This is a genomic window from Mycobacterium kyogaense (assembly GCF_003254575.1).
GTDB classification, from domain to species: domain Bacteria; phylum Actinomycetota; class Actinomycetes; order Mycobacteriales; family Mycobacteriaceae; genus Mycobacterium; species Mycobacterium kyogaense.
The window spans coordinates 1-18157 of record NZ_QJUA01000034.1 but is presented as its reverse complement, the minus strand read 5'-3'; the positions used below and the strand labels follow the sequence as shown (position 1 = coordinate 18157).

The window sequence follows — 18157 nt, the reverse complement described above, 5'->3', positions numbered from 1 at the left end:
CGGGCGCATGGGATTTTTGGACAAGGCGAAAGATCTTCTTTCCAAGAACGCCGACAAAGTGGACACCGTGATCGACAAGGCCGGTGACCTCGTCGACAAGAAGACGCAGGGCAAGTACACGTCGACTGTCGACAAGGTGCAGGAGGCCGCGAGGAAGGCCGTCTCCGATCAGACGGGGCAGCCCGGCACGCCCGGTCAACCCGACGCGGTCAAGCCGCCGGTACCGCCGCAGCAGGAACCGCCGACGGCCCCTCCGATCTCGTAACGCGCCGATGGCCAAGCTCTCGGTTTCCGTCGACGTGCCGCTACCGCCCGAAAAGGCTTGGGAGAGCGCCTCGGATCTGTCCCGCTACAAGGAGTGGCTCTCCATTCACCGGGTGTGGCGCTCGCCGCTGCCCGACACCATCGACAAGGGCACGACCCTCGACTCGATCGTCGAGGTCAAGGGCATGCTCAACCGCATCAATTGGACTGTCGTGCACTTCAAGCCGCCGGAGGCGATGACGCTGAACGGCGTCGGTCGCGGGGGAGTGAAGGTGAAGCTGATCGGCAAGGTGCGGCCTTCCGCCACCACTTCCCCCGACGGGTCGAATGTGCAGTTCGACGTCCACCTGGGCGGGCCGGCGCTGTTCGGTCCGATCGGCATGGTCGTCGCCAGTGCGCTGCGCAGTGACATCGAGGAGTCGCTGAACCGCTTCAAGGCCGTGTTCGCGCCGGCCTGATCGTCTTCCGGCGAGCAGACGCGAACTCGAGCTGTTCGGGGCTCTAAGTGCTCGAGTTCGCGTCTCCTCGCGCCGAGGAAATCGGGGTGTCCCCGGCGATCAGCTCGAACGTGCGGCCCTCGGTCTGCGGGTCGTGGAGCACGTCGACGATCACAGCTGCGACATCGGCGCGGGCGATGCTTCCCCGGCCCGTGTGCTCGGCGATGGTGACCCGGCCGGTGGGCTTGTCATCGGTGAGGTGTCCCGGGCGCACGATGGTTGCCGAAAGTCCTGTGCGCGAGCGGATGTCGTCATCGGCAGCACCTTTGGCGCGCAGATAGGCGACGAAGACCTCGTCGGCCGCGTCGTCGGGGGTGTCGACGTCGGCGCCCATGGCTGAGATCATCACGTAGCGCCGTACGCCCGCCGCCTCGGCGGCATCGGCCAGCAGAATCGCTGCATCCCGGTCCACGGTCTGCTTGCGGGCGGCCCCGCTGCCGGGGCCCGCGCCGGCGGCGAACACCACGGCGTCCGCGCCGGCGAGGTGGCCGGCGACCTCGTCGACCGTCGCCTTCTCGAGGTCGATGACGACGGGCCTGGCGCCGGCGGCCTCGAGATCGGCGGCGTGGTCGGGGTTGCGGATCAGTCCGACGACCGCGTCCCCCCGCGCAGCGAGCAGCCGTTCCGTGATGAGAGCGATCTTGCCGTGACCACCTGCGATGACAACGTTCACCGTCTGTTCCTCTCGGTCGGGGACACTGACCCCGTGTCTACCACCGTGCCCCGGCGTGTTTCGGCCGAAACCGTTGGGTCAATACTGGCGCCCGTGCCCGCAAGAGTCGCCCGTGTCTTGACCGCGCTGGCCGCTGCGGTGGTCACCGTCGTCGCGTCAGCCGTGCCGGCCGGTGCCGCCCCGGACCCGGCTCAGGGCCTGCTCCAGGTCGGCGGCCTGCAGCGCACCTACTCGGTGCACGTACCGCCCGGCGCCGTGACGGGCCTGGTGATCAACCTGCACGGTGCCGGCCAGACCGGTCGCGACCAGGAGACGTTCACAAACTACGACGCGGTCGCCGACCGTTACGGATTCGTCGTCGCCTACCCCGACGGCGTCGACATGAGCTGGGCGGACGGACGCGGCGGCTCGGTTCCCGAGCGGCAGGGCGTCGACGACGTCGGCTTCCTCTCCACGCTGATCACCCAGCTCACCAACGAGTACGGGGTCAGCCCGGGCCGGGTGTTCGTCACCGGCATGTCGGCCGGCGGCTTCATGGCGCAGCGGCTGGCCTGCGACCGCGCGGATCTGGTCGCGGCCGTGGTGTCAGTCGCGGGCACGCTGGGCGCAACGGTCCCGTGCGCGCCGTCGCGACCGGTGTCGGTGCTCGCCGTGCACGGTGACGCCGATCCGGTGGTGCCCTTCGGCGGCGGCCCCATGGTCGGTCGCGGCGGACCGAGCGTCATCGTCTCGGCTCCCGAGCTCGTCAACCGCTGGCGCGCCATCGACGGCTGCCCGCCCCCGGTCGACAGCCCGGGTCGCTCGTCGGCGACGGGTTGCGCCGACGGCACCGCGGTCGAGTTCGTGATCCTCGGCGGTGGTGGCCACGTCTGGCCGACCGGATTCGGGTTCGACGCCAGCCAGGCGAGCGCGGACTTCTTCGCCGCGCACGGCCGCTGACTCAGCGGCGTCCGCACACCAGGCGCTGTCCGCTCTGTTCGATAGGAGGGCGGCAGGGCGGCAGGACGGTGGGTCCTGCGAAACATGTCGGAAACATGATCGCCTCGTGGTGGAAACGCGGGGCCGACATTCTCGTGCGGGACCGCCCGAAGGAGTGCGCACGTGAATCAGATCGACCCCGCAGCGACCGCCTGGTTGTTGGCCAGCACCGCCCTGGTGCTTCTCATGACGCCGGGCCTGGCGATCTTCTACGGCGGGATGGTCCGCACCACCGGCGTGCTGAACATGATCATGATGAGCTTCATCGCGATTCCGTTGGTCACGGTGGCGTGGTTGCTCGCCGGCTACAGCCTCGCGTTCTCGGACAGCCGCGCCGGCGGAGCGATCGGGAGCCTGGCGCATGTGGGGCTCAGTGGCATCACCCCGGACAGCGTGCACGGGCAGGTTCCCGAACTGCTGTTCGTGACGTTCCAGCTGACGTTCGCGATCATCACTGCGGCGCTGGTCAGCGGTGCGATCGCCGACCGCGCCAAGTTCATGGCCTGGGTGGCCTTCGTGCCGCTGTGGGTGATCGTGGTGTACTCCGTTGTCGCACATTGGGTATGGGCACCGGACGGCTGGATGATGCGCTGGGGTGTGCTGGATTACGCCGGCGGTCTGGTCGTCGAGATCGTCTCGGGCGCTTCGGCGTTGGCGCTGGCGCTGGTGCTGGGACCGCGCATCGGATTCAAGAAGGAAGCGATGCGACCGCACAATCTGCCGTTCGTCCTGCTCGGCGTCGGACTGCTGTGGTTCGGGTGGTTCGGATTCAACGCCGGCTCGGCGCTGGCTGCGAACGGGACCGCCGCGGCCATCTTCCTGAACACACTGGTGGCAGGGTGCCTGGGCATGCTCGGCTGGCTCACGGTCGAACAGGTTCGCGACGGCAAGCCGACGACGTTTGGCGCAGCGTCCGGAGTGGTGGCCGGCCTGGTCGCGATCACGCCGTCGTGCGGGACCGTCACCACATTCGGTGCCGCGCTGGTGGGTGTGGCCGCCGGCGTGGTCTGCGCTTTCGCCATCGGCCTCAAGTTCCGCTTCGGCTACGACGATTCCCTCGACGTGGTCGGGGTGCACTTCGTCGGCGGCGTGGTCGGGGTCCTGCTGATCGGTCTCCTCGCGTCGTCCACGATGACGGGCGGGGCGAGCGGTCTGTTCTACGGTGGCGGCTTCGGTCAGCTCGGTAAGCAGGCGGTCGCGGTCGTGGTCGTCGCGGGTTATGCGTTCGCCGCGTCGTTCCTGCTGGCCAAAATTGTCGACAGGGTCATCGGTTTCCGCATCAGCGCCGAGGACGAGGTGTCCGGTGTGGACTTCTCCCAGCACGCCGAAACCGCCTATGCAGAAGGCGTTCACGGTCACGGACATGGACAGAGCGCCCCGCCGCGAACGGGCCTGTTCGGTGCCGGGGGTCCGACGGGGAACACGGCTCCGTCACGCCCCGCCAGTTCCGGAGAACAGGCGCCGCAGCCGGACTGACCTCCCGATGCTGTGAATTAGTGCACCCGCTGTATTCAACGGTGCGGTAAGTTACAGTGGCTAAGAACTTGTTCCGTAGGTCAGTCACAGCGTTGCGTCAACTGCATCTCTCACGCATCCGGGGCTGGTCACCGGGATGCCATTGGGTAGGTCGTAGTCGTTGACGCCGACAGGAACGTGCTGAATTGACCGATCTGGCAACGTCTGTGGATGTACAGACCAGCCGCGCGATGTTGCGCCACATGCTGGTCGCACGCGGCGTGGACGCGGAAGCGGTCCGTCTGCAGAATCAGGGTCGGGTCGATCTGTGGTTGTCGTGCCGCGGCCAGGAAGCAGCGCAGGTCGCCTCGGCGATGGCCATCGGTGAGGCCACCACCATCTTTCCCAGCTACCGGGAACACGCCGTGGCAATCGTGCGTGGCATCGACGGTGTCGGGCTGGTGGCGCAATGGGCCGGCAAGACCTTCTGCGGGTGGAATCCCCATCGGCACCGCTTCTTTCCCTACACCCTGGTGGTGGCGGCACAGACCCTGCACGCGGTCGGCTTCGCGATCGCCCGCCGGCTGCAGAGCCTCTCCGAGATGGTGGTCGTCTACCTCGGCGACGGCGCAACCAGCGAGGGGGATGTGTCAGAAGCCATGAACCTCGCTGCGGTGGAACAGGTTCCGGTCCTGTTCGTCGTGCAGAACAACGGGTGGGCCATCTCCAAACCGAGCCACGAACAGATGCGGACCAGTATCGCCGAGCGGGCCCGCGGCTTCGGCATCACATCATGGTCGGTGCCTACCGAGGATCCCGAACTCGCCTACCTCCACTGTGTCGGTGCACGCGAGCACGTCGAGACCACCGGCACGCCCGGGCTGATCGAACTGCGCACCACCAGAACGGCTGGGCACAGCAGCTCTGACGCCCACACGCTCTACCGTGACGAACACGAGTTGGCCACAGCGGCAGCCAACGATCCGGTGCAGCGGTACCGCGACAGGCTGCTGTCCGCCGGCGTCGTGGACGACCTGTGGCTCGCCGAGATCGACCGCGACATCGAAGCGCACAGCCGTGCGATGGTGGAGGCGTTCGGTCGATGACCACCGCGCGGCCCAGCTGCCTGGCCGAATCGCTCAACGGCACGCTGTCCGAAATGATGGACCGCGACAGCTCGATCGTGTTGATCGGGCAGGACATCGGACGCCTGGGCGGGGTGTTCCGGGTGACGCGAGGCTTGCAGGGTCGCTTCGGTGTGGACCGCGTGCGCGACGCCGTGCTCGCGGAGTCGTCCATCGTCGGCCAAGCGATCGGGATGTCGATCGCAGGGCTGAAACCGATCTGCGAGATACAGTTCGACGGCTTCGTGTACCTGGCGATGAATCAGATCGTCACCCAGGCCGCGAAGATGATCACGCGCTGGAACGGCGACCTCGACCTGCATCTGGTGGTGCGGGTTCCCGTCGGCGGTGGTATCCGCGCGGTCGAGCACCACAGTGAATCCCCCGAGGCGCTGTTCGCCCACACGCCGGGCCTCCATGTCGCCTATCCGTCATCGCCCGAGGATGCCGCGGCGATGCTCGAGTACGCGTGCCATCTCGGGGCGCCGGTGATCTTCTTCGAACCCAAACGCCTGTACTGGCATCGTCGGCGGCAGGCCCGATCTGATGCGCACGCGCTGTCGGCTCTCGGTGCACGCGTGGTGCGGTCCGGGTCGGACATCACGGTGGCCGGTTGGGGCGCGGTGCTCGAAGAGGTCCTGGCCGCGGCCGACGACCTGGCCGGCAGCGTCGATGTCGAGGTCATCGACCTGCGCTGGATCGCGCCGATGGATGTCGACACGGTGCTTACCTCCGTGGCGCGCACCGGCCGGCTGCTGATCGTGCACGAAGCCGTCGAATTCTGCGGTGTGGGAGCAGAATTGGCGGCCACGGTGAGTGAGCGAGGCTGGGCCGACCTGACCGCCCCGGTTCGGCGGTTGGCGCCGCCGCGCCACATCTATCCCCCCGCGGACTTCGAGGCCGACCATCTGGTGGACCAACCGGCCGTCGTCCGCATGATGGAAGAGATGTGCCGGTGAGCGAAGATTCGACGGTCGACATCCACGTCCCGGACTTCGGTCACGGGCTGACCGACGCGCTGGTGGTGGAGTGGCTGGTCTCCGTCGGTGATTCCGTGGAGCGCGGCGATGTGGTCGCCGTTCTCGAAACGGACAAGAGCAGTGTGGATCTGATGGCCGAAAGAGCCGGCACGGTGGTCGAAATAGTGGTCGATGCCCGGTCGATCACCACGTCAGGATCAGTGTTGTACAAAATCGACGAGCGACGGTGAAAGGTCGAAGCGATGTCATCCATCGAAGAACGAATGAACACCATCATGCTCAAAATCGTCCGACGTCGATCTCCTGACGCCGGCGTCGACGACTTCGGCACGGCGGTCTGGGATCTCGACCTGGATTCGCTCGACGTCGCCGAGCTGACCGAGCTCCTGGAGAAGGAGTTCAGCGTCGAGGCCGATCTCGAGAAGCTCGACGAGTGCGTCAGCCCCGCCGACATCAAGGCCTACTTCCTGGGACTGATCGGCACACCGTGAACGCCGGCATCGTCGATATCGTCACGGCCACAACGGGTGAGCACGTCCCGAACGCATTCTTCGACGCCATCGGGCTCACCGACGAGTGGATCCGTCGGCGCACCGGCGTCGCCGCGCGGTGGTGGATGGACGACGACGAGGCGCTCGACGATGTCGCGGCGCGTGTGTGCGCGCCGCTGGTCGCCCGGCACCGGGACATCCGGATCGCCGCGCTGGTGGTGGTGAGCAGTTCGGCCGGCGGCGCCGTGCCCGGTATCGCGCAGCGCGTGGCCACGAAGGCCGGATTGCCGCACGACATCCTGGCTTTCGACATGTCCGCGGCCTGTAGCGGATTCATCTACGGTCTGATCAACGGCTTGACTCTGTGCGACGGTGGCGACGGCTCGGCGGTGATCGTCTGCTGCGTCGAGGCGATGTCGCGGATGCTGGACAAGACCGACCGCAACACGGGTCCGTTGTTCGGCGACGGGGCGGGTGCGGTGCTGATCGCCCCGAGGCCGGCGTTCCGCAAGCATCGCTGGCACGCCGGATCCGACGGCGCCGGTGCGGATCTCATGCGTGGGCAGGTGGGTCAGGGCATTCAACTCGACGGCATCCGCGTCTACCATCGCGCTGTCCGGACCATGACCGAGACGGCGAAGATCCTGCAGGACGGCGATGTCGAGCCCTCGATCGTGATCGGTCACCAGGCCAATTCCCGTATCTTGCAGCGAGTCCGTGACGAAGCCGACATCGGGAACGCCGTGTTCGTGGACTGCGTCGAGAACTTCGGCAACACCTCGGCGGCGTCGATCCCGCTGGCGCTCGGTGAATCGTTGCGGCAGGGAACCATCCCCACTGAGGGTCGCGCGCTGCTGGTTGCCTACGGCGCCGGCGAGGCGTGGGGAGGCGTCATGGTCGACTACGACCTCAGCGACGCCGATACCGGCGCAGCCCTCGACATCGATGGGTGATCGTCCCGACGTCGTGGTCGTGACCGGCGCGTCGCGCGGAGTCGGTGCCGGCGTGGCCGTCGGGGTGGCGCGTCCGGGCCGGCACGTCGTCGTCAACTACCGGGAGAAGGAGCGCCGGGCCGCTGAGGTCGTCGCGGCGGTGCGTGAGTCCGGTGCGGGAGCGACGGCGGTGCAGGCGGATCTGTGCGACGAGGACGCCGTGAGCACGATGTTCGACGAAATCTCGCGGTTGGGGGTGCTGAAGGTGTTGGTGCTCAACGCTTCTGGCGGTCTCGAGCGGCATGCGGACGCCGAATACGCGCTGCGGCTCAACCGTGACGCTCAGGTGGCGGTGGCGCGGCGGGCGCTGGCCTGCATGCCGGCCGGGGGACTGATCGTGTTCGTCACCAGTCATCCCGCTCACTTCTTCGGCCGTCGACCGGTTCCGATCGACGGCTATGCCGACGTGGCGGAGAGCAAGCACGCCGGCGAGGTGGCGCTGCGTGCGCTGCAGGACGAATTCGCCGCCCGCGGCGTCACGTTCGTCGTGGTGTCAGGGGATCTGCTGGAAGGGTCGGTGGCGGTGCGGATGCTGCACCGTCTCGACCCGGACGGGGTGGCGGCCCGACGGGAAGCGGGCCCTCTGCCGACAGTGGCAGAGTTCGCCGGTGCGATCGTCGCGGCGATCGACGCGCCTCCGTCGACCGGCGAGACCATCTACGTGGGGTGAGGCTTGTCGCGTGAGGATCGCCTCCGCGGCGGCTTCTCCTCACGGGGCGGCTCCGTGGCGCCGCGGTTGGTGAACCGGCCCAGCGTGGACACCCCGGGCATCGTCGACACCGTGCGGTAGACGTCGTTGCCGGTGGCCACCAGCGCTTCGAGTTGGGGCAGGAGGGCATCGAGGGTGCGCAGCATCGGGTCGGCCAGCGCCAGATAGCGTTCGGTGCGGTCGATCACCGCATTGAGTCTCGCGGTAGCTGCGGCGAGATTCTCGATCAGGTCGGGCATCTCGGCCGCGAGTTGGATGGAGGCGGGCGGGAGTCGCATGGCGGTCGAGGCGACCGTCTGGGCCGCGTCTGCCGCCGCCTGCGCGGCCGCTCTGAGCTCTTTCGGACTGGGGACTTGAGGGGTCATGGATCAACGATGCCGCATGCCGCCAAAGCCCGTGGGCTTTGGCGGCATGTGTCGGCCCGCTAGAACCAGACTTTTCGCCCGCCGACGGGACGGCCCACGGCGCCGAGAATCCACAGCACCACTCCGACGACCACGAGGATCGCGCCGATCGTGTAGAGGATCGACAGGCTGGTGAAATAGCCGATCAACAGAAGGATGATGCCGAGCACGATCATGATCAATCCGATCTTCGAAGGACACGTTCACGTCATAATTGCGTCAGAGGAATTACCAGTTCCGTCAAAACCAAACCCCACGAATCCATGCGCAGAAGGCGCCCGCACTCGGACCCGGTGAGGAAAAGTGGGGTCATGCGCGAATATCTCCAGTTCTACATCGACGGTGAGTGGGTGCCCCCGCTGCGGCCGAACACCCTCGACGTCGAGAATCCGTCCACCGAGAAGGTTGCGGGCCGCATCGCTCTCGGCTCCTCCGCCGATGTGGACCTCGCTGTCCAGGCCGCTCGGCGCGCGTTCGCCGGGTGGTCGCAGACCAGCCGTGACGAGCGCCTCGAGTTGCTGTCGTCGATCCTGGCCGAATACCGCTCACGCAGCAGCGACCTTGCCGACGCGGTGCACGAAGAGATGGGGGCGCCGCCGGCCCTGGCAGGAGGCACTCAGGTCAACCTCGGGATGGGCCATCTGCTTTCGGCGATCGAGACGCTGAAGACCTTCGCTTTCGACGAGCAGCAGGGCAGCACACAGGTGGTGCGTGAACCGATCGGGGTGTGCGGTCTGATCACGCCGTGGAACTGGCCGCTCAACCAGATCGCCTGCAAGGTGTTCCCCGCGCTGGCCGTCGGCGCCACGATGGTGCTCAAACCCTCGGAGGTGGCGCCCTTCTCCGCTCAGATCTTCACCGAGATCGTCGCTGCCGCAGGAGTTCCCGCGGGTGTCTACAACCTGGTCTACGGTGACGGTCCCGGAGTGGGTGCTGCGCTGTCCGCGCATGACGACATCGACATGGTCTCGTTCACCGGGTCGACTCGCGCCGGCGTCGACGTCGCGAGGAACGCCGCCGCGACGGTCAAGCGGGTGACGCAGGAGCTCGGTGGCAAGAGCCCGAACATCGTGCTCGACGACGACCGATTCGCCAGGAGTGTCGCCGTCGGCACGACGGCGATGATGCTGAACAGCGGTCAGAGCTGCAACGCGCCGTCGCGGATGATCGTGCCGGCTGCTCGGATGGCCGAGGCGGTGGAGGCGGCCCGGGATTCGGCGCAGGCCGTGCGTGTGGGCGACCCGGCAGACAAGAAAGCCATCGGGCCGGTGGCGTCGAAGGCGCAGTACGAGAAGATCCAGGGTCTGATCGCCCGGGGCATCGACGAAGGGGCCACGCTGGTGGCCGGCGGGCTCGGTCGGCCCGACGGTCTCGACACCGGCTACTACGTGCGGCCGACGGTGTTCGCCGACGTCACCAACGACATGACCATCGCGCGCGAGGAGATCTTCGGACCCGTCCTGTGCATCCTCGGCTACGACGATCTCGACCACGCGATCGAAATCGCCAACGACACCGACTACGGGCTGGCCGGCTACGTGGCAGGCGCTGACCCCGCGCAGGCCCGGGCCGTGGCCAAGCGCATCCGCGCGGGATCGGTGGCGATCAATCACGCTTTCGACATCGAGGCGCCGTTCGGCGGATACAAGCGCAGTGGCAACGGCCGCGAATGGGGCCGGTTCGGCTTCCACGAGTACCTCGAGATCAAGGCCGTGACGTCGGCCTGAACCGGCGATCCGGCCGCGGAGGAAGCGAAATGTACACCTACGCCATCGATTTCGACCGCATCGAGGCGATCGACATCCACACCCACGTCGAGATCGACGGACATGGCCATCGCGCCTATGACGACGTGCTCATCGAGGCGACGGCGAAGTACTTCAAGATGGCACCGGGGATCGTCGCCAGCGTGGACGCGATTGCCGACCAGTACCGCCGCCACAACACCGCTGCCGTCGTGTTCACCATCGATGCTCGGCACGGGATGCGGCATGCGCCCAATTCGATCGAGGATCTGGTGCTGGGGGCCGAGCGCAACAACGACGTGCTGATCCCGTTCGCAAGCGTGGACCCCCACCAGGGTCGGCACGCGGTACATCGGGTCCATGAGCTGGTGCGTGACTTCGGCGTCAAGGGCTTCAAGTTCCATCCCAGCATGCAGGCGTTCGAGCCGAACGACCGTGCGTACTACCCGATCTATCACGCGATCGCCGATGCCGGTGTGCCCGCGCTGTTCCACACCGGGCAGACGGGGATGGGATCTGGGCTGCCGGGCGGGTATGGCATCAAGCTGCGCTACAGCGATCCGATGCTGCTCGACGATGTCGCCGCCGACTTCCCGGAGCTGACGATCGTGATGGCCCATCCTGCGGTGCCGTGGGTCGATGCGCAGATCTCGATCGCCACGCACAAGCCGAACGTCTACGTCGATCTCTCGGGATGGAGCCCGAAGTACTTCCCGCCGCAGTTGGTGCATGCGCTCAGCCGGCAGTTGCGCACCAAGGCTCTGTTCGGGACGGATTACCCGTATCTGCAGCTCGACCGGTGGCGCCGCGACTTCGACACCCTCGACGTCGATCCCGCGGTGCTGCCGCTGATCTACAAGCAGAACGCGTTGCGGGTCCTGGGGGTCACCTCATGACGGCGAGCAGACGCGAACTCGAGTGATCGCGGCCCAACTCACTCGAGTTCGCGTCTGCTCGCGCGACTGTCAGGACTTCTTCAGCGAGTCCGGCTTGTGGACGGCGTCATTGCCGCTCTTGTCGCTGACCACCCGATACTGCGGGTCGTCCTTGGACGCACGGACCGTCCGTCCTGCCGCCTCGGTGTCTGAGGTGATCTTCTCCTCGACGGTGCCCTTGACGGTGTTGCCGTGGCTTTCCCAGGTGACCTTGTCGCCCTTTTTGAATTCGCTCATAGGCGGCGAGTACCCGGCTCGCGGCCGCGCAGACCTGACCGAAGGGTGACGGTGGTCAGTTCTTGACGAGCGTGAACTGCCCCAGTTCGCTGACGCCGCGGTTGAAGAAGTCGCTGCAGCCGACGAGGTACTTCATGTAGCGCTGGTACACCTCTTCGGAGGTCGCAGCGACCGCCTCGTCGTGATGGGCCTCGAGCGCCTCGGCCCAGGTGTCGAGCGTGCGCACATAGTCGGCGTTGAGGAACTGCGTCTTTTCGAGGGTGAACCCGGCCTGGCTGGACAACTCGACGATGTTCTCCTCGCCGGGCACCGATCCGCCGGGGAAGATCTCTTTGGCGATGAACCGCATGAACTTCAGGTCGGTCATCGTGATCGGGATGCCCAGCTCCGGCCACTTTTTCAGCGGATGGCCGAGGATGGCCTGCAGGAGCATGCGGCCGCCCTCGGGCAGGACACTGCTGCACATCTTGAAGAACGGTTCGTAGCGCTCCTGCGGGAACGCCTCGATCGCCTCGATGCTGATGATCCGGTCGACGGGCTCGTCGAACTGTTCCCAGCCGCGCAGCAGAATTCGCCGTGAGCGGTCGGTGTCGAGACCGTCGAGCAGTTCCTGCGCGAACTTGCACTGGTTGCGGCTCAAGGTCAGCCCGACCACGTTGACGTCGTGCTTTTCGACGGCCCGCTGCAGCACCGAACCCCAGCCGCAGCCGATGTCGAGCAGTGTCATGCCCGGCTCGAGGTTCAGCTTGCCCAGCGCGAGGTCGATCTTGGCCATCTGGGCCTCTTCGAGCGTCATGTCGTCACGCTCGTAGTACGCACAGCTGTAGGTCCGAGACGGATCCTGGAACAGACCGAAGAAGTCGTCGGAGAGATCGTAGTGCGCCTGCACCTCTTCGAAGTGGGGCGTCATGTCCTTGTTCGAGTCGGACCGTCCTGCTGCGCCCTTACCCATTCCCCGACCGACCTCCAATTCATCCGCACCGATGGCGAATCTGCTCAAATTACTACACAGACGTCAATGCCTGCTTTTCACAGGTGAACTGCGCGACGTCGGTGTAGCCGTCCCGGAACAGGTCGGCGCAGCCCTGCAAATACTTGAGGAACCGCTCGTAGATCTCCTCGGAGGTGATCTCGATGGCCTCGTCCTTCTTGTTCTCCAGGTTCGACGCCCACGTGTCGAGGGTCTTCACGTAGTGCGGCTGCAGGTGCTGCTCGCGGGTGATCGTGAAGCCGGCCTTGACAGCGTGGTCGCGCACCATCGACGCCAGCGGCAAGCGGCCACCGGGATAGATGTAATCCATGATGAACTTGATGAACCGCACCTTGGACATGGTCAGGGGCAGTCCCTTGGCCTTGATCTCCTCATCCTCGGGGATGATGATCGTGTGCAGCATCATGACGCCGTCGTCGGGCATCCAGCTGTACGTCTTCTTGAAGTAGTCGTCGTATTTGTTGAAGCCGAAGTGCTCGAACGCGCCGATTGACACGATCCGGTCGACCTGACCCTCGAACTCCTCCCAGGGCTGCAGGCGCACCTCCATGCTGCGCTCGCTGGTGGAGTTGGCAAACCAGTGGTTCTCGATGTGTTCCTTCTGGTTCTCCGACAGCGTCAGGCCGATGACGTTGACGTCGTACTTCTCCACTGCCCGCATGATCGTCGCGCCCCAGCCGCAGCCGATGTCGAGCAGCGTCATTCCGGGCTTGAGGCCGAGCTTGCCCAGCGACAGGTCGATCTTCGCCATCTGGGCCTGCTCGAGGGTGTAGTCGTCCTTCTCGAAGTAGGCGCAGCTGTAGACCTGGTTGGGGTCCTGCCAGAGCCGGAAGAACTCATTGGAGATGTCGTAGTGGAACTGCACCTCTTGTTTGTCCGAGCCGCGGGTCTCCGACGCAGACTTCGACAGCCACTTCGACTGGGCTGTGCCCTGCGGCTGATCGGTTTCGGTGTTCGACATTCGCCCATCCTCATCTGAGTTCTAGATTCACCTGCGGCGCGCGGCGCGGGTACGCTGCTGACCCGCGCGGCCGCCAGAAACTGGCTTCGCCGACCATACCTTTCCCCACCGCCCATCGACAGGCGGCGTGCGGAGAGTGCGGATCCGAAAACTGTCACATGGTCGGGGAAGCGTCAAGATGGTGCCGTGGACGAACAGGCGTTCTATCTGAAGGCGTGCATCAACGGAGTGCGTACCCCGGAGGAACACTCCGCGTTGCCGGTCAGCCCGGATCAGTTGGCGGCCGAAGCGGTGGCCGCTCACGGCGCGGGCGCGCGGGCGGTGCACCTCCACCCCAAGGACGACCGCGGCGTGGATTCGCTGCTGGCCGCCAATGTGGCGGCAGCGGTGGTAGCCGTCCGGGAGGCGCTCCCCGGGTTGCCGCTGGGGGTGACGACGGGCTTCTGGGCGCTGCCGGACGCCGAGCAGCGTCGAGGAGCGATCGAAAAGTGGTCGGTGCTACCCGATTTCGCGTCGGTCAACTGGCACGAGCCGGGGTCTGAGGAGCTTGCCGAGCTGCTGCTGTCCCGTGGTATCGGCGTGGAGGCGGGGGTCTTCCACACCGAGGCGGCCCGGGCGTGGGCAGCCTCTGATCTGGCCGCGCACTGTCTGCGGGTGATGGTCGAGCTGGGCGCCGACGGCGACGTCGCGACGGCGGACGAGGTGCTGGAAGTGGTTGCCGAGGCGCAGTCGCCGGCCCCCGTGCTGCTGCACGGACTGGACGAGAGTTGCTGGCCCCTGCTGCAGCATGCCGGGGCACATGGTCTGCAGACCCGGATCGGTTTGGAGGACACGCTGCGGCTGCCTGATGGTTCGCTCGCCGACGGCAATGCCTCGCTGGTCGCGGCCGCGGTCGAGCTGCTCAGTCGGTAGGTGCCCCGAGCGCGAAGTCGGCGAAGTCGAACCCGGGGACGACGACACAGCTGACCAGGCAGGGTTCCTCGCTCTGGGGGCGGGCGCGCTGCCAGTGTCCGGGCGGGACGACGAACTGAGGGTGCTCACCGCCGAGGATGTCGGTGCCGAGCACGTGGGTCGTGGCGCCGTCCTGGCTGGCGCCGACGTCGAGCAGCAGGGGACCGCCGAAGTGGAAGAGCCACAATTCCGCGCTGCGCACGGTGTGCCACGCCGACTGCTGACCGGGCATGAGGAGGAACAGGATTGCGGTGCCGGCGTTGCGGCTGCCCGTGTAGTCCGGTGGCAGTGCCGACTCGGGCACCGTGAGCTCGCTGCGCCACGTCTCGGTGAACCAGCCGCCCTCAGGGTGCGGAGAAAGGTTCAGCCGACGCGCCCATTCGGGGAGATCGCTCATCGGCTCACCCTAGTAGTCTTTGCCCATGTCTCGCGCCCGTCCCGGCTGGCTGGTGGCAGTGTGCGCGCTGGTGGTGGCGGTGAGCGCCTGGCTGCCGTGGCTGCGTTCATCGGCCGGGGGCGGAGGACGCGCCAACGGCATCGGTGGCGTCGCCGGCGCCATGCCGGTGCCGCCCCCCGGATTCGGCGTCGGACAGCTGATCGTGTTGTTGTCGTCGACGTTGGTGGTGGCAGGCGCCATGGCGGCGCGCGGTGTCTCGGTGCGCATGGCTTCAACTGCGGCGCTGGGGATTTCGGTGGTCCTGGTGGTGCTCGCAGTGTGGTTCTACCGGTTGTATGTGTACCCGCCGGTGACGGCTGCCTACGGCCTCTACATCGCCGGCGGGGTGGCCGCCGCAGCGGTGGTGCTCTCGATCTGGACGATGGTCTCGGGTTGGCGCTCGGCCGGAATCGCCGGTGCCCGAAGGTGAGCGGGTTCGTCGAACCGGTCCTGCTGACAGGCAAGAGCGGGGTGTCGCTGGAACCCCTGCGAGAAGACCATGTCGCAGACATCGAGGTCCTGGCAGCCGATGGCGAGCTCGGTGGGCTGTGGTTCACCGCGGCGCCGAAAGCTGGGGCTGCCGCGCAGTGGGTGGCGGGCCGGCTGGCCGCGCAGACCCCGCACACCGGGCTCACTTTCGTGGTGCGGGACCGCTCGGGGGCGATCGTCGGCTCGTCGAGCTACATGAACGTCGATCCACCGAACCGGCGCCTGGAGATCGGCCACACCTGGTACGTCGCCTCGGCCCGGCGCACCGGGGTCAACACCGAGACCAAGTTGCTGATGCTCGGCCACGCGTTCGATGAACTAGGTTGTCTGGCAGTCGAATTGCGTACGCATCACCTCAATCGCGACAGCCGTGCCGCGATCGAGAGGCTGGGCGCCAAGCTCGACGGCATCCTGCGCAGCCACCAGGTCTTGCCCGACGGGTCGCGGCGCGACACGGTCGTGTACTCGATACTCGACATCGAATGGCCGGCCGTGCGGTCCAACCTGCGGTACCGCTTAGACCGACGGTAGCTCGAGAGCCGTTGCGCCGTCGCCCGGTTGGAGGGGCAGAGGCGGCAAGAGCAATGTCGCCTGACGCGAGGTCAGGCGACATGCTCCTGTGGTGAGGTCAGCGTCCGGGGGCCGGAGGAGGCGCGGGCTGTGCGCCGGCCGGCGGGTGGACCGGTACGTTGCCCTCGGTCTGACCGTACTTGGTCAGCACGACAGATCCTCCGGGGACGTTGCAGACGGTTTGCGGCGCACCAGTGGTGTTGACGGTGCGCGCCAGTGCGGTGATCTGCGCAGTGCTCTGGGCGCAGATGGCCGCGGCGGTTTGCGCTGCGTCCTCTGGACTGGCGTGCTCCTGGATCGTGACGGCGTCAACCATCACGTTGACGCTTTCGTCTGCGGGTTGCGCTGCCGCGGTGCCGGCGCCTGTCATCGCCAGAGCCGCCCCGCTCAGCGCGGCCCCGATCACGAACTTCGTTGTTGCGATCATCTGCTTTTCCTCATCTCTTGTGGAGTGGAACAGTCACGGCTGCTCGAGAGTGACGCGGCAGTGCCCGGCGCAGAGCGTCGGCGGGAACGTTTCCCGTGCTCCGAAACGCTGGCTACCCGCCTCGGAATGCGCGATTCGCACTGACCGGGATCGGCTAAAACATGTTCGGACAGCGGACAATTCGCGCCAGCGTAAGCGTGCAAGACCGTGGCGCAACGGCGACCGGGCCGCAGTCGACGCCGTTGTGCGCAGACGTCAAGGCCGGTCGCAGATTACACATCGCGAGGGCGCATCTGCGATGTCAACAGGGCACAGGAGGAGGAATTTGCGGTCGCCCCTTCGCGCCCGTGGGATCAGGAAACAGGCGTGGTGAAAGCCCAGTGTGGGTTGAGTACACGTACGCCGAGAGGACGGGGGTCCGCCATGGAACCGGCTCAATTGCAACGCGGCGATCACGAGGATCCTCCGGGTGGTGCACCTGCGGCGGGCGCCGTCGTCCTCGATACGACTGAGCTTGACGCTGCAGAAAGCTTCGTGAGCGCGAACTACACGAAGACCACGTTCGGCCCGACCTCTGATCGACCCCCCCATACCTGGGCAGGGCGATCACAGTTGGGCCCTTTGGCGTTCGATCAACTCAGGCACAGCTATCGCTGCCGTTTCGAGTGTGACCCGATGGGCGACATCGTGTTGTGTCTGGTGCGGTCGGGTTCCCTTCGCCATGCGCACCCCGGAGGCATGGGTCACGCGTGTCACAGAGGAACGGCAACAGCAATAGGGTGGCAGGCTGAAGCGCCTATCGCTGGCGACATTCACCGCGGGCATTTCGATGTGGTGACGGTTGACCGGGGGTTGCTCGGTGCCGTGGCCTCGACCGCACCCGGGCTCGGCAGCAGTCCTGAACCTGTGAAGCTTGTCGGGGGTATGCCGGTGTCACCGGTCGCCAACAAGCTGATGGCGGACACGCTCCATCACCTCTTTCATGACGTTGCGCCAAGCTCCGATGCTGCAGCCAGCCAACTGATGGTCGGTTCGGTCGCACGGCACCTCGCCGCGACCATGATCGCCGCTTTCCCCAGTAACGCTCTGCTCGAACCGACCATCGAGGACCGACACGACTCCACGCCTGCGCTGCTGCGGCGCGCCCTTGCCTACATCGACGACCACGCCCAGACCGATATCACGGTCGCTGACATCGCCAATCACATCTTCGTCACCACCCGCGCCTTGCAGTACATGTTCCGCAGGCACCGCGATTGCACTCCGATCGAATACCTGCGGCGCGTTCGGTTGCACAATGCGCACCTCGACCTGGTCGCCGCCAACCGCGGAGTCACGACAGTCAGTACTGTCGCCCGTCAGTGGGGCTTCTTCCACACCGGTCGGTTCGCGATGTACTACCGCCAGCACTACGGGCGAACTCCACGCCAAACCCTGTGTAGCTGAGCCGATCCTCGATGTCGAATGGCCGGCCGTGCGGTCCAACCTGCGACACCGGTTGGACCGCAACGGCTGACGTCACGCCTGTGGTGTGGCACCTCGTTCGGCGGGCAGCGGCGGTGTGCTCGGAGCGGGCGCCTGGCCGGCGGGAGCAGGCGCCTGGCCGGCGGGCCCGCCGGAGGGCGGAGGCGGTGGCGGTGCCTGCTCGGCAGGCCCACCCGGTCCACCCGGTCCGGCAGGCCCACCCGGTCCGGCGGGCCCACCCGGTCCGGCAGGCCCGCCGCGCCCGCCGGGACCGTCGGGACCACCCGGAGGCGGCGGCGGAGCGTCGCCCCGCGGACCACCCCTGTCGCATATACACCTCTCCGAGCCCCCGAGACCGTCCTAGAACTCGTCTGGCGTCTTCTG

At 66.7% G+C, this 18157-nt stretch carries 24 protein-coding genes; 16 read left to right on the top strand and 8 right to left on the bottom strand.

The window, feature by feature from the left end; all coding sequences use genetic code 11:
- Positions 1 to 7 precede the first annotated feature (7 nt).
- The gene (locus tag DMB80_RS20525; RefSeq protein WP_111511557.1) at positions 8 to 265 is read left to right on the top strand and encodes an antitoxin; all 258 of its coding nucleotides are present in this window, start codon (positions 8 to 10) and stop codon (positions 263 to 265) included.
- 7 nt (positions 266 to 272) lie between these two features.
- Positions 273 to 722, top strand: a complete 450-nt coding sequence (locus DMB80_RS20520; protein ID WP_111511556.1) for a type II toxin-antitoxin system Rv0910 family toxin — start codon at positions 273 to 275, stop codon at positions 720 to 722.
- A 43-nt stretch (positions 723 to 765) separates the two neighbouring features.
- Here DMB80_RS20520 and DMB80_RS20515 read toward each other — a convergent pair whose 3' ends face one another.
- The gene (locus DMB80_RS20515) at positions 766 to 1434 is read right to left on the bottom strand and encodes an NAD(P)H-binding protein (protein WP_111511555.1); all 669 of its coding nucleotides are present in this window, start codon (positions 1432 to 1434) and stop codon (positions 766 to 768) included.
- Between the two features lie 93 nt (positions 1435 to 1527).
- Here DMB80_RS20515 and DMB80_RS20510 point away from each other — a divergent pair, with 93 nt between their 5' ends.
- The 8 genes from DMB80_RS20510 (at position 1528) to DMB80_RS20475 (ending at position 8124) form a co-directional block, all read left to right on the top strand.
- Complete coding sequence (locus DMB80_RS20510) at positions 1528 to 2373, top strand: CE1 family esterase (protein WP_240431302.1); 846 nt, start codon at positions 1528 to 1530, stop codon at positions 2371 to 2373.
- A 162-nt stretch (positions 2374 to 2535) separates the two neighbouring features.
- Positions 2536 to 3888: an ammonium transporter gene (locus DMB80_RS20505; protein WP_111511554.1), complete on the top strand. Its 1353-nt coding sequence runs from the start codon at positions 2536 to 2538 to the stop codon at positions 3886 to 3888.
- 185 nt (positions 3889 to 4073) lie between these two features.
- Positions 4074 to 4973 (top strand): thiamine pyrophosphate-dependent dehydrogenase E1 component subunit alpha, encoded by a 900-nt coding sequence (locus tag DMB80_RS20500; RefSeq protein WP_205538803.1) that lies wholly within the window; start codon positions 4074 to 4076, stop codon positions 4971 to 4973.
- Complete coding sequence (locus tag DMB80_RS20495; RefSeq protein ID WP_111511553.1) at positions 4970 to 5950, top strand: alpha-ketoacid dehydrogenase subunit beta; 981 nt, start codon at positions 4970 to 4972, stop codon at positions 5948 to 5950. The genes DMB80_RS20500 and DMB80_RS20495 overlap by 4 nt, the downstream gene beginning before the upstream one ends.
- On the top strand, positions 5947 to 6201 hold the full coding sequence (locus DMB80_RS20490; RefSeq protein WP_046366000.1) for a biotin/lipoyl-containing protein: 255 nt from the start codon (positions 5947 to 5949) through the stop codon (positions 6199 to 6201). The genes DMB80_RS20495 and DMB80_RS20490 overlap by 4 nt, the downstream gene beginning before the upstream one ends.
- Positions 6202 to 6213: 12 nt before the next feature.
- A complete protein-coding gene (locus tag DMB80_RS20485) occupies positions 6214 to 6462 on the top strand; it encodes an acyl carrier protein (RefSeq protein WP_111511552.1) in 249 nt (82 codons plus the stop codon).
- On the top strand, positions 6459 to 7415 hold the full coding sequence (locus tag DMB80_RS20480; RefSeq protein WP_048423962.1) for a 3-oxoacyl-[acyl-carrier-protein] synthase III C-terminal domain-containing protein: 957 nt from the start codon (positions 6459 to 6461) through the stop codon (positions 7413 to 7415). The genes DMB80_RS20485 and DMB80_RS20480 overlap by 4 nt, the downstream gene beginning before the upstream one ends.
- Positions 7408 to 8124 (top strand): SDR family oxidoreductase, encoded by a 717-nt coding sequence (locus DMB80_RS20475; protein ID WP_111511551.1) that lies wholly within the window; start codon positions 7408 to 7410, stop codon positions 8122 to 8124. The genes DMB80_RS20480 and DMB80_RS20475 overlap by 8 nt, the downstream gene beginning before the upstream one ends.
- Here the strand turns inward: DMB80_RS20475 and DMB80_RS20470 are convergent.
- Positions 8112 to 8528 (bottom strand): hypothetical protein, encoded by a 417-nt coding sequence (locus DMB80_RS20470; protein ID WP_111511550.1) that lies wholly within the window; start codon positions 8526 to 8528, stop codon positions 8112 to 8114. The genes DMB80_RS20475 and DMB80_RS20470 overlap by 13 nt on opposite strands.
- A gap of 59 nt (positions 8529 to 8587) precedes the next feature.
- A complete protein-coding gene (locus DMB80_RS20465) occupies positions 8588 to 8743 on the bottom strand; it encodes a hypothetical protein (RefSeq protein WP_006241027.1) in 156 nt (51 codons plus the stop codon).
- A gap of 135 nt (positions 8744 to 8878) precedes the next feature.
- Here DMB80_RS20465 and DMB80_RS20460 point away from each other — a divergent pair, with 135 nt between their 5' ends.
- Positions 8879 to 10294: an aldehyde dehydrogenase family protein gene (locus DMB80_RS20460; protein WP_111511549.1), complete on the top strand. Its 1416-nt coding sequence runs from the start codon at positions 8879 to 8881 to the stop codon at positions 10292 to 10294.
- A 29-nt stretch (positions 10295 to 10323) separates the two neighbouring features.
- Positions 10324 to 11208, top strand: coding sequence for an amidohydrolase family protein (locus tag DMB80_RS20455; protein WP_111511548.1), 885 nt, complete (start codon positions 10324 to 10326; stop codon positions 11206 to 11208).
- Positions 11209 to 11277: 69 nt separating this feature from the next.
- Here DMB80_RS20455 and DMB80_RS20450 read toward each other — a convergent pair whose 3' ends face one another.
- From DMB80_RS20450 to DMB80_RS20440, 3 genes are read right to left on the bottom strand one after another with little or no spacing between them, the layout of a single operon-like run.
- Entirely contained in the window at positions 11278 to 11484 is a 207-nt protein-coding gene (locus DMB80_RS20450; protein ID WP_111511547.1) for a hypervirulence associated TUDOR domain-containing protein, read from the bottom strand.
- A 55-nt stretch (positions 11485 to 11539) separates the two neighbouring features.
- Positions 11540 to 12436, bottom strand: coding sequence for a cyclopropane mycolic acid synthase family methyltransferase (locus DMB80_RS20445; RefSeq protein ID WP_111511546.1), 897 nt, complete (start codon positions 12434 to 12436; stop codon positions 11540 to 11542).
- Between the two features lie 52 nt (positions 12437 to 12488).
- A complete protein-coding gene (locus DMB80_RS20440; protein WP_046365987.1) occupies positions 12489 to 13436 on the bottom strand; it encodes a cyclopropane mycolic acid synthase family methyltransferase in 948 nt (315 codons plus the stop codon).
- 186 nt (positions 13437 to 13622) lie between these two features.
- On the opposite strand from DMB80_RS20440, the gene DMB80_RS20435 reads away from it, so the two are divergent.
- Complete coding sequence (locus DMB80_RS20435; protein ID WP_111511545.1) at positions 13623 to 14348, top strand: 3-keto-5-aminohexanoate cleavage protein; 726 nt, start codon at positions 13623 to 13625, stop codon at positions 14346 to 14348.
- On the opposite strand, the gene DMB80_RS20430 is transcribed toward DMB80_RS20435, so the two are convergent.
- Positions 14338 to 14784, bottom strand: a complete 447-nt coding sequence (locus DMB80_RS20430) for a cupin domain-containing protein (protein WP_111511544.1) — start codon at positions 14782 to 14784, stop codon at positions 14338 to 14340. The genes DMB80_RS20435 and DMB80_RS20430 overlap by 11 nt on opposite strands.
- Before the next feature lie 25 nt (positions 14785 to 14809).
- On the opposite strand from DMB80_RS20430, the gene DMB80_RS20425 reads away from it, so the two are divergent.
- Both DMB80_RS20425 and DMB80_RS20420 read left to right on the top strand, forming a co-directional pair.
- Positions 14810 to 15253 carry a hypothetical protein gene (locus tag DMB80_RS20425; RefSeq protein WP_111511543.1) on the top strand — a complete coding sequence of 148 codons (444 nt, stop codon included), beginning with the start codon at positions 14810 to 14812 and terminating at the stop codon, positions 15251 to 15253.
- Positions 15250 to 15843 carry a GNAT family N-acetyltransferase gene (locus tag DMB80_RS20420; protein WP_111511542.1) on the top strand — a complete coding sequence of 198 codons (594 nt, stop codon included), beginning with the start codon at positions 15250 to 15252 and terminating at the stop codon, positions 15841 to 15843. The genes DMB80_RS20425 and DMB80_RS20420 overlap by 4 nt, the downstream gene beginning before the upstream one ends.
- A gap of 97 nt (positions 15844 to 15940) precedes the next feature.
- Here the strand turns inward: DMB80_RS20420 and DMB80_RS20415 are convergent, their stop codons facing one another.
- On the bottom strand, positions 15941 to 16309 hold the full coding sequence (locus tag DMB80_RS20415) for a hypothetical protein (protein WP_111511541.1): 369 nt from the start codon (positions 16307 to 16309) through the stop codon (positions 15941 to 15943).
- Positions 16310 to 16984: 675 nt separating this feature from the next.
- Between DMB80_RS20415 and DMB80_RS20410 the strand changes: the two genes are divergently transcribed.
- The gene (locus DMB80_RS20410) at positions 16985 to 17755 is read left to right on the top strand and encodes a helix-turn-helix transcriptional regulator (RefSeq protein ID WP_162938644.1); all 771 of its coding nucleotides are present in this window, start codon (positions 16985 to 16987) and stop codon (positions 17753 to 17755) included.
- Positions 17756 to 18157: the final 402 nt, after the last annotated feature.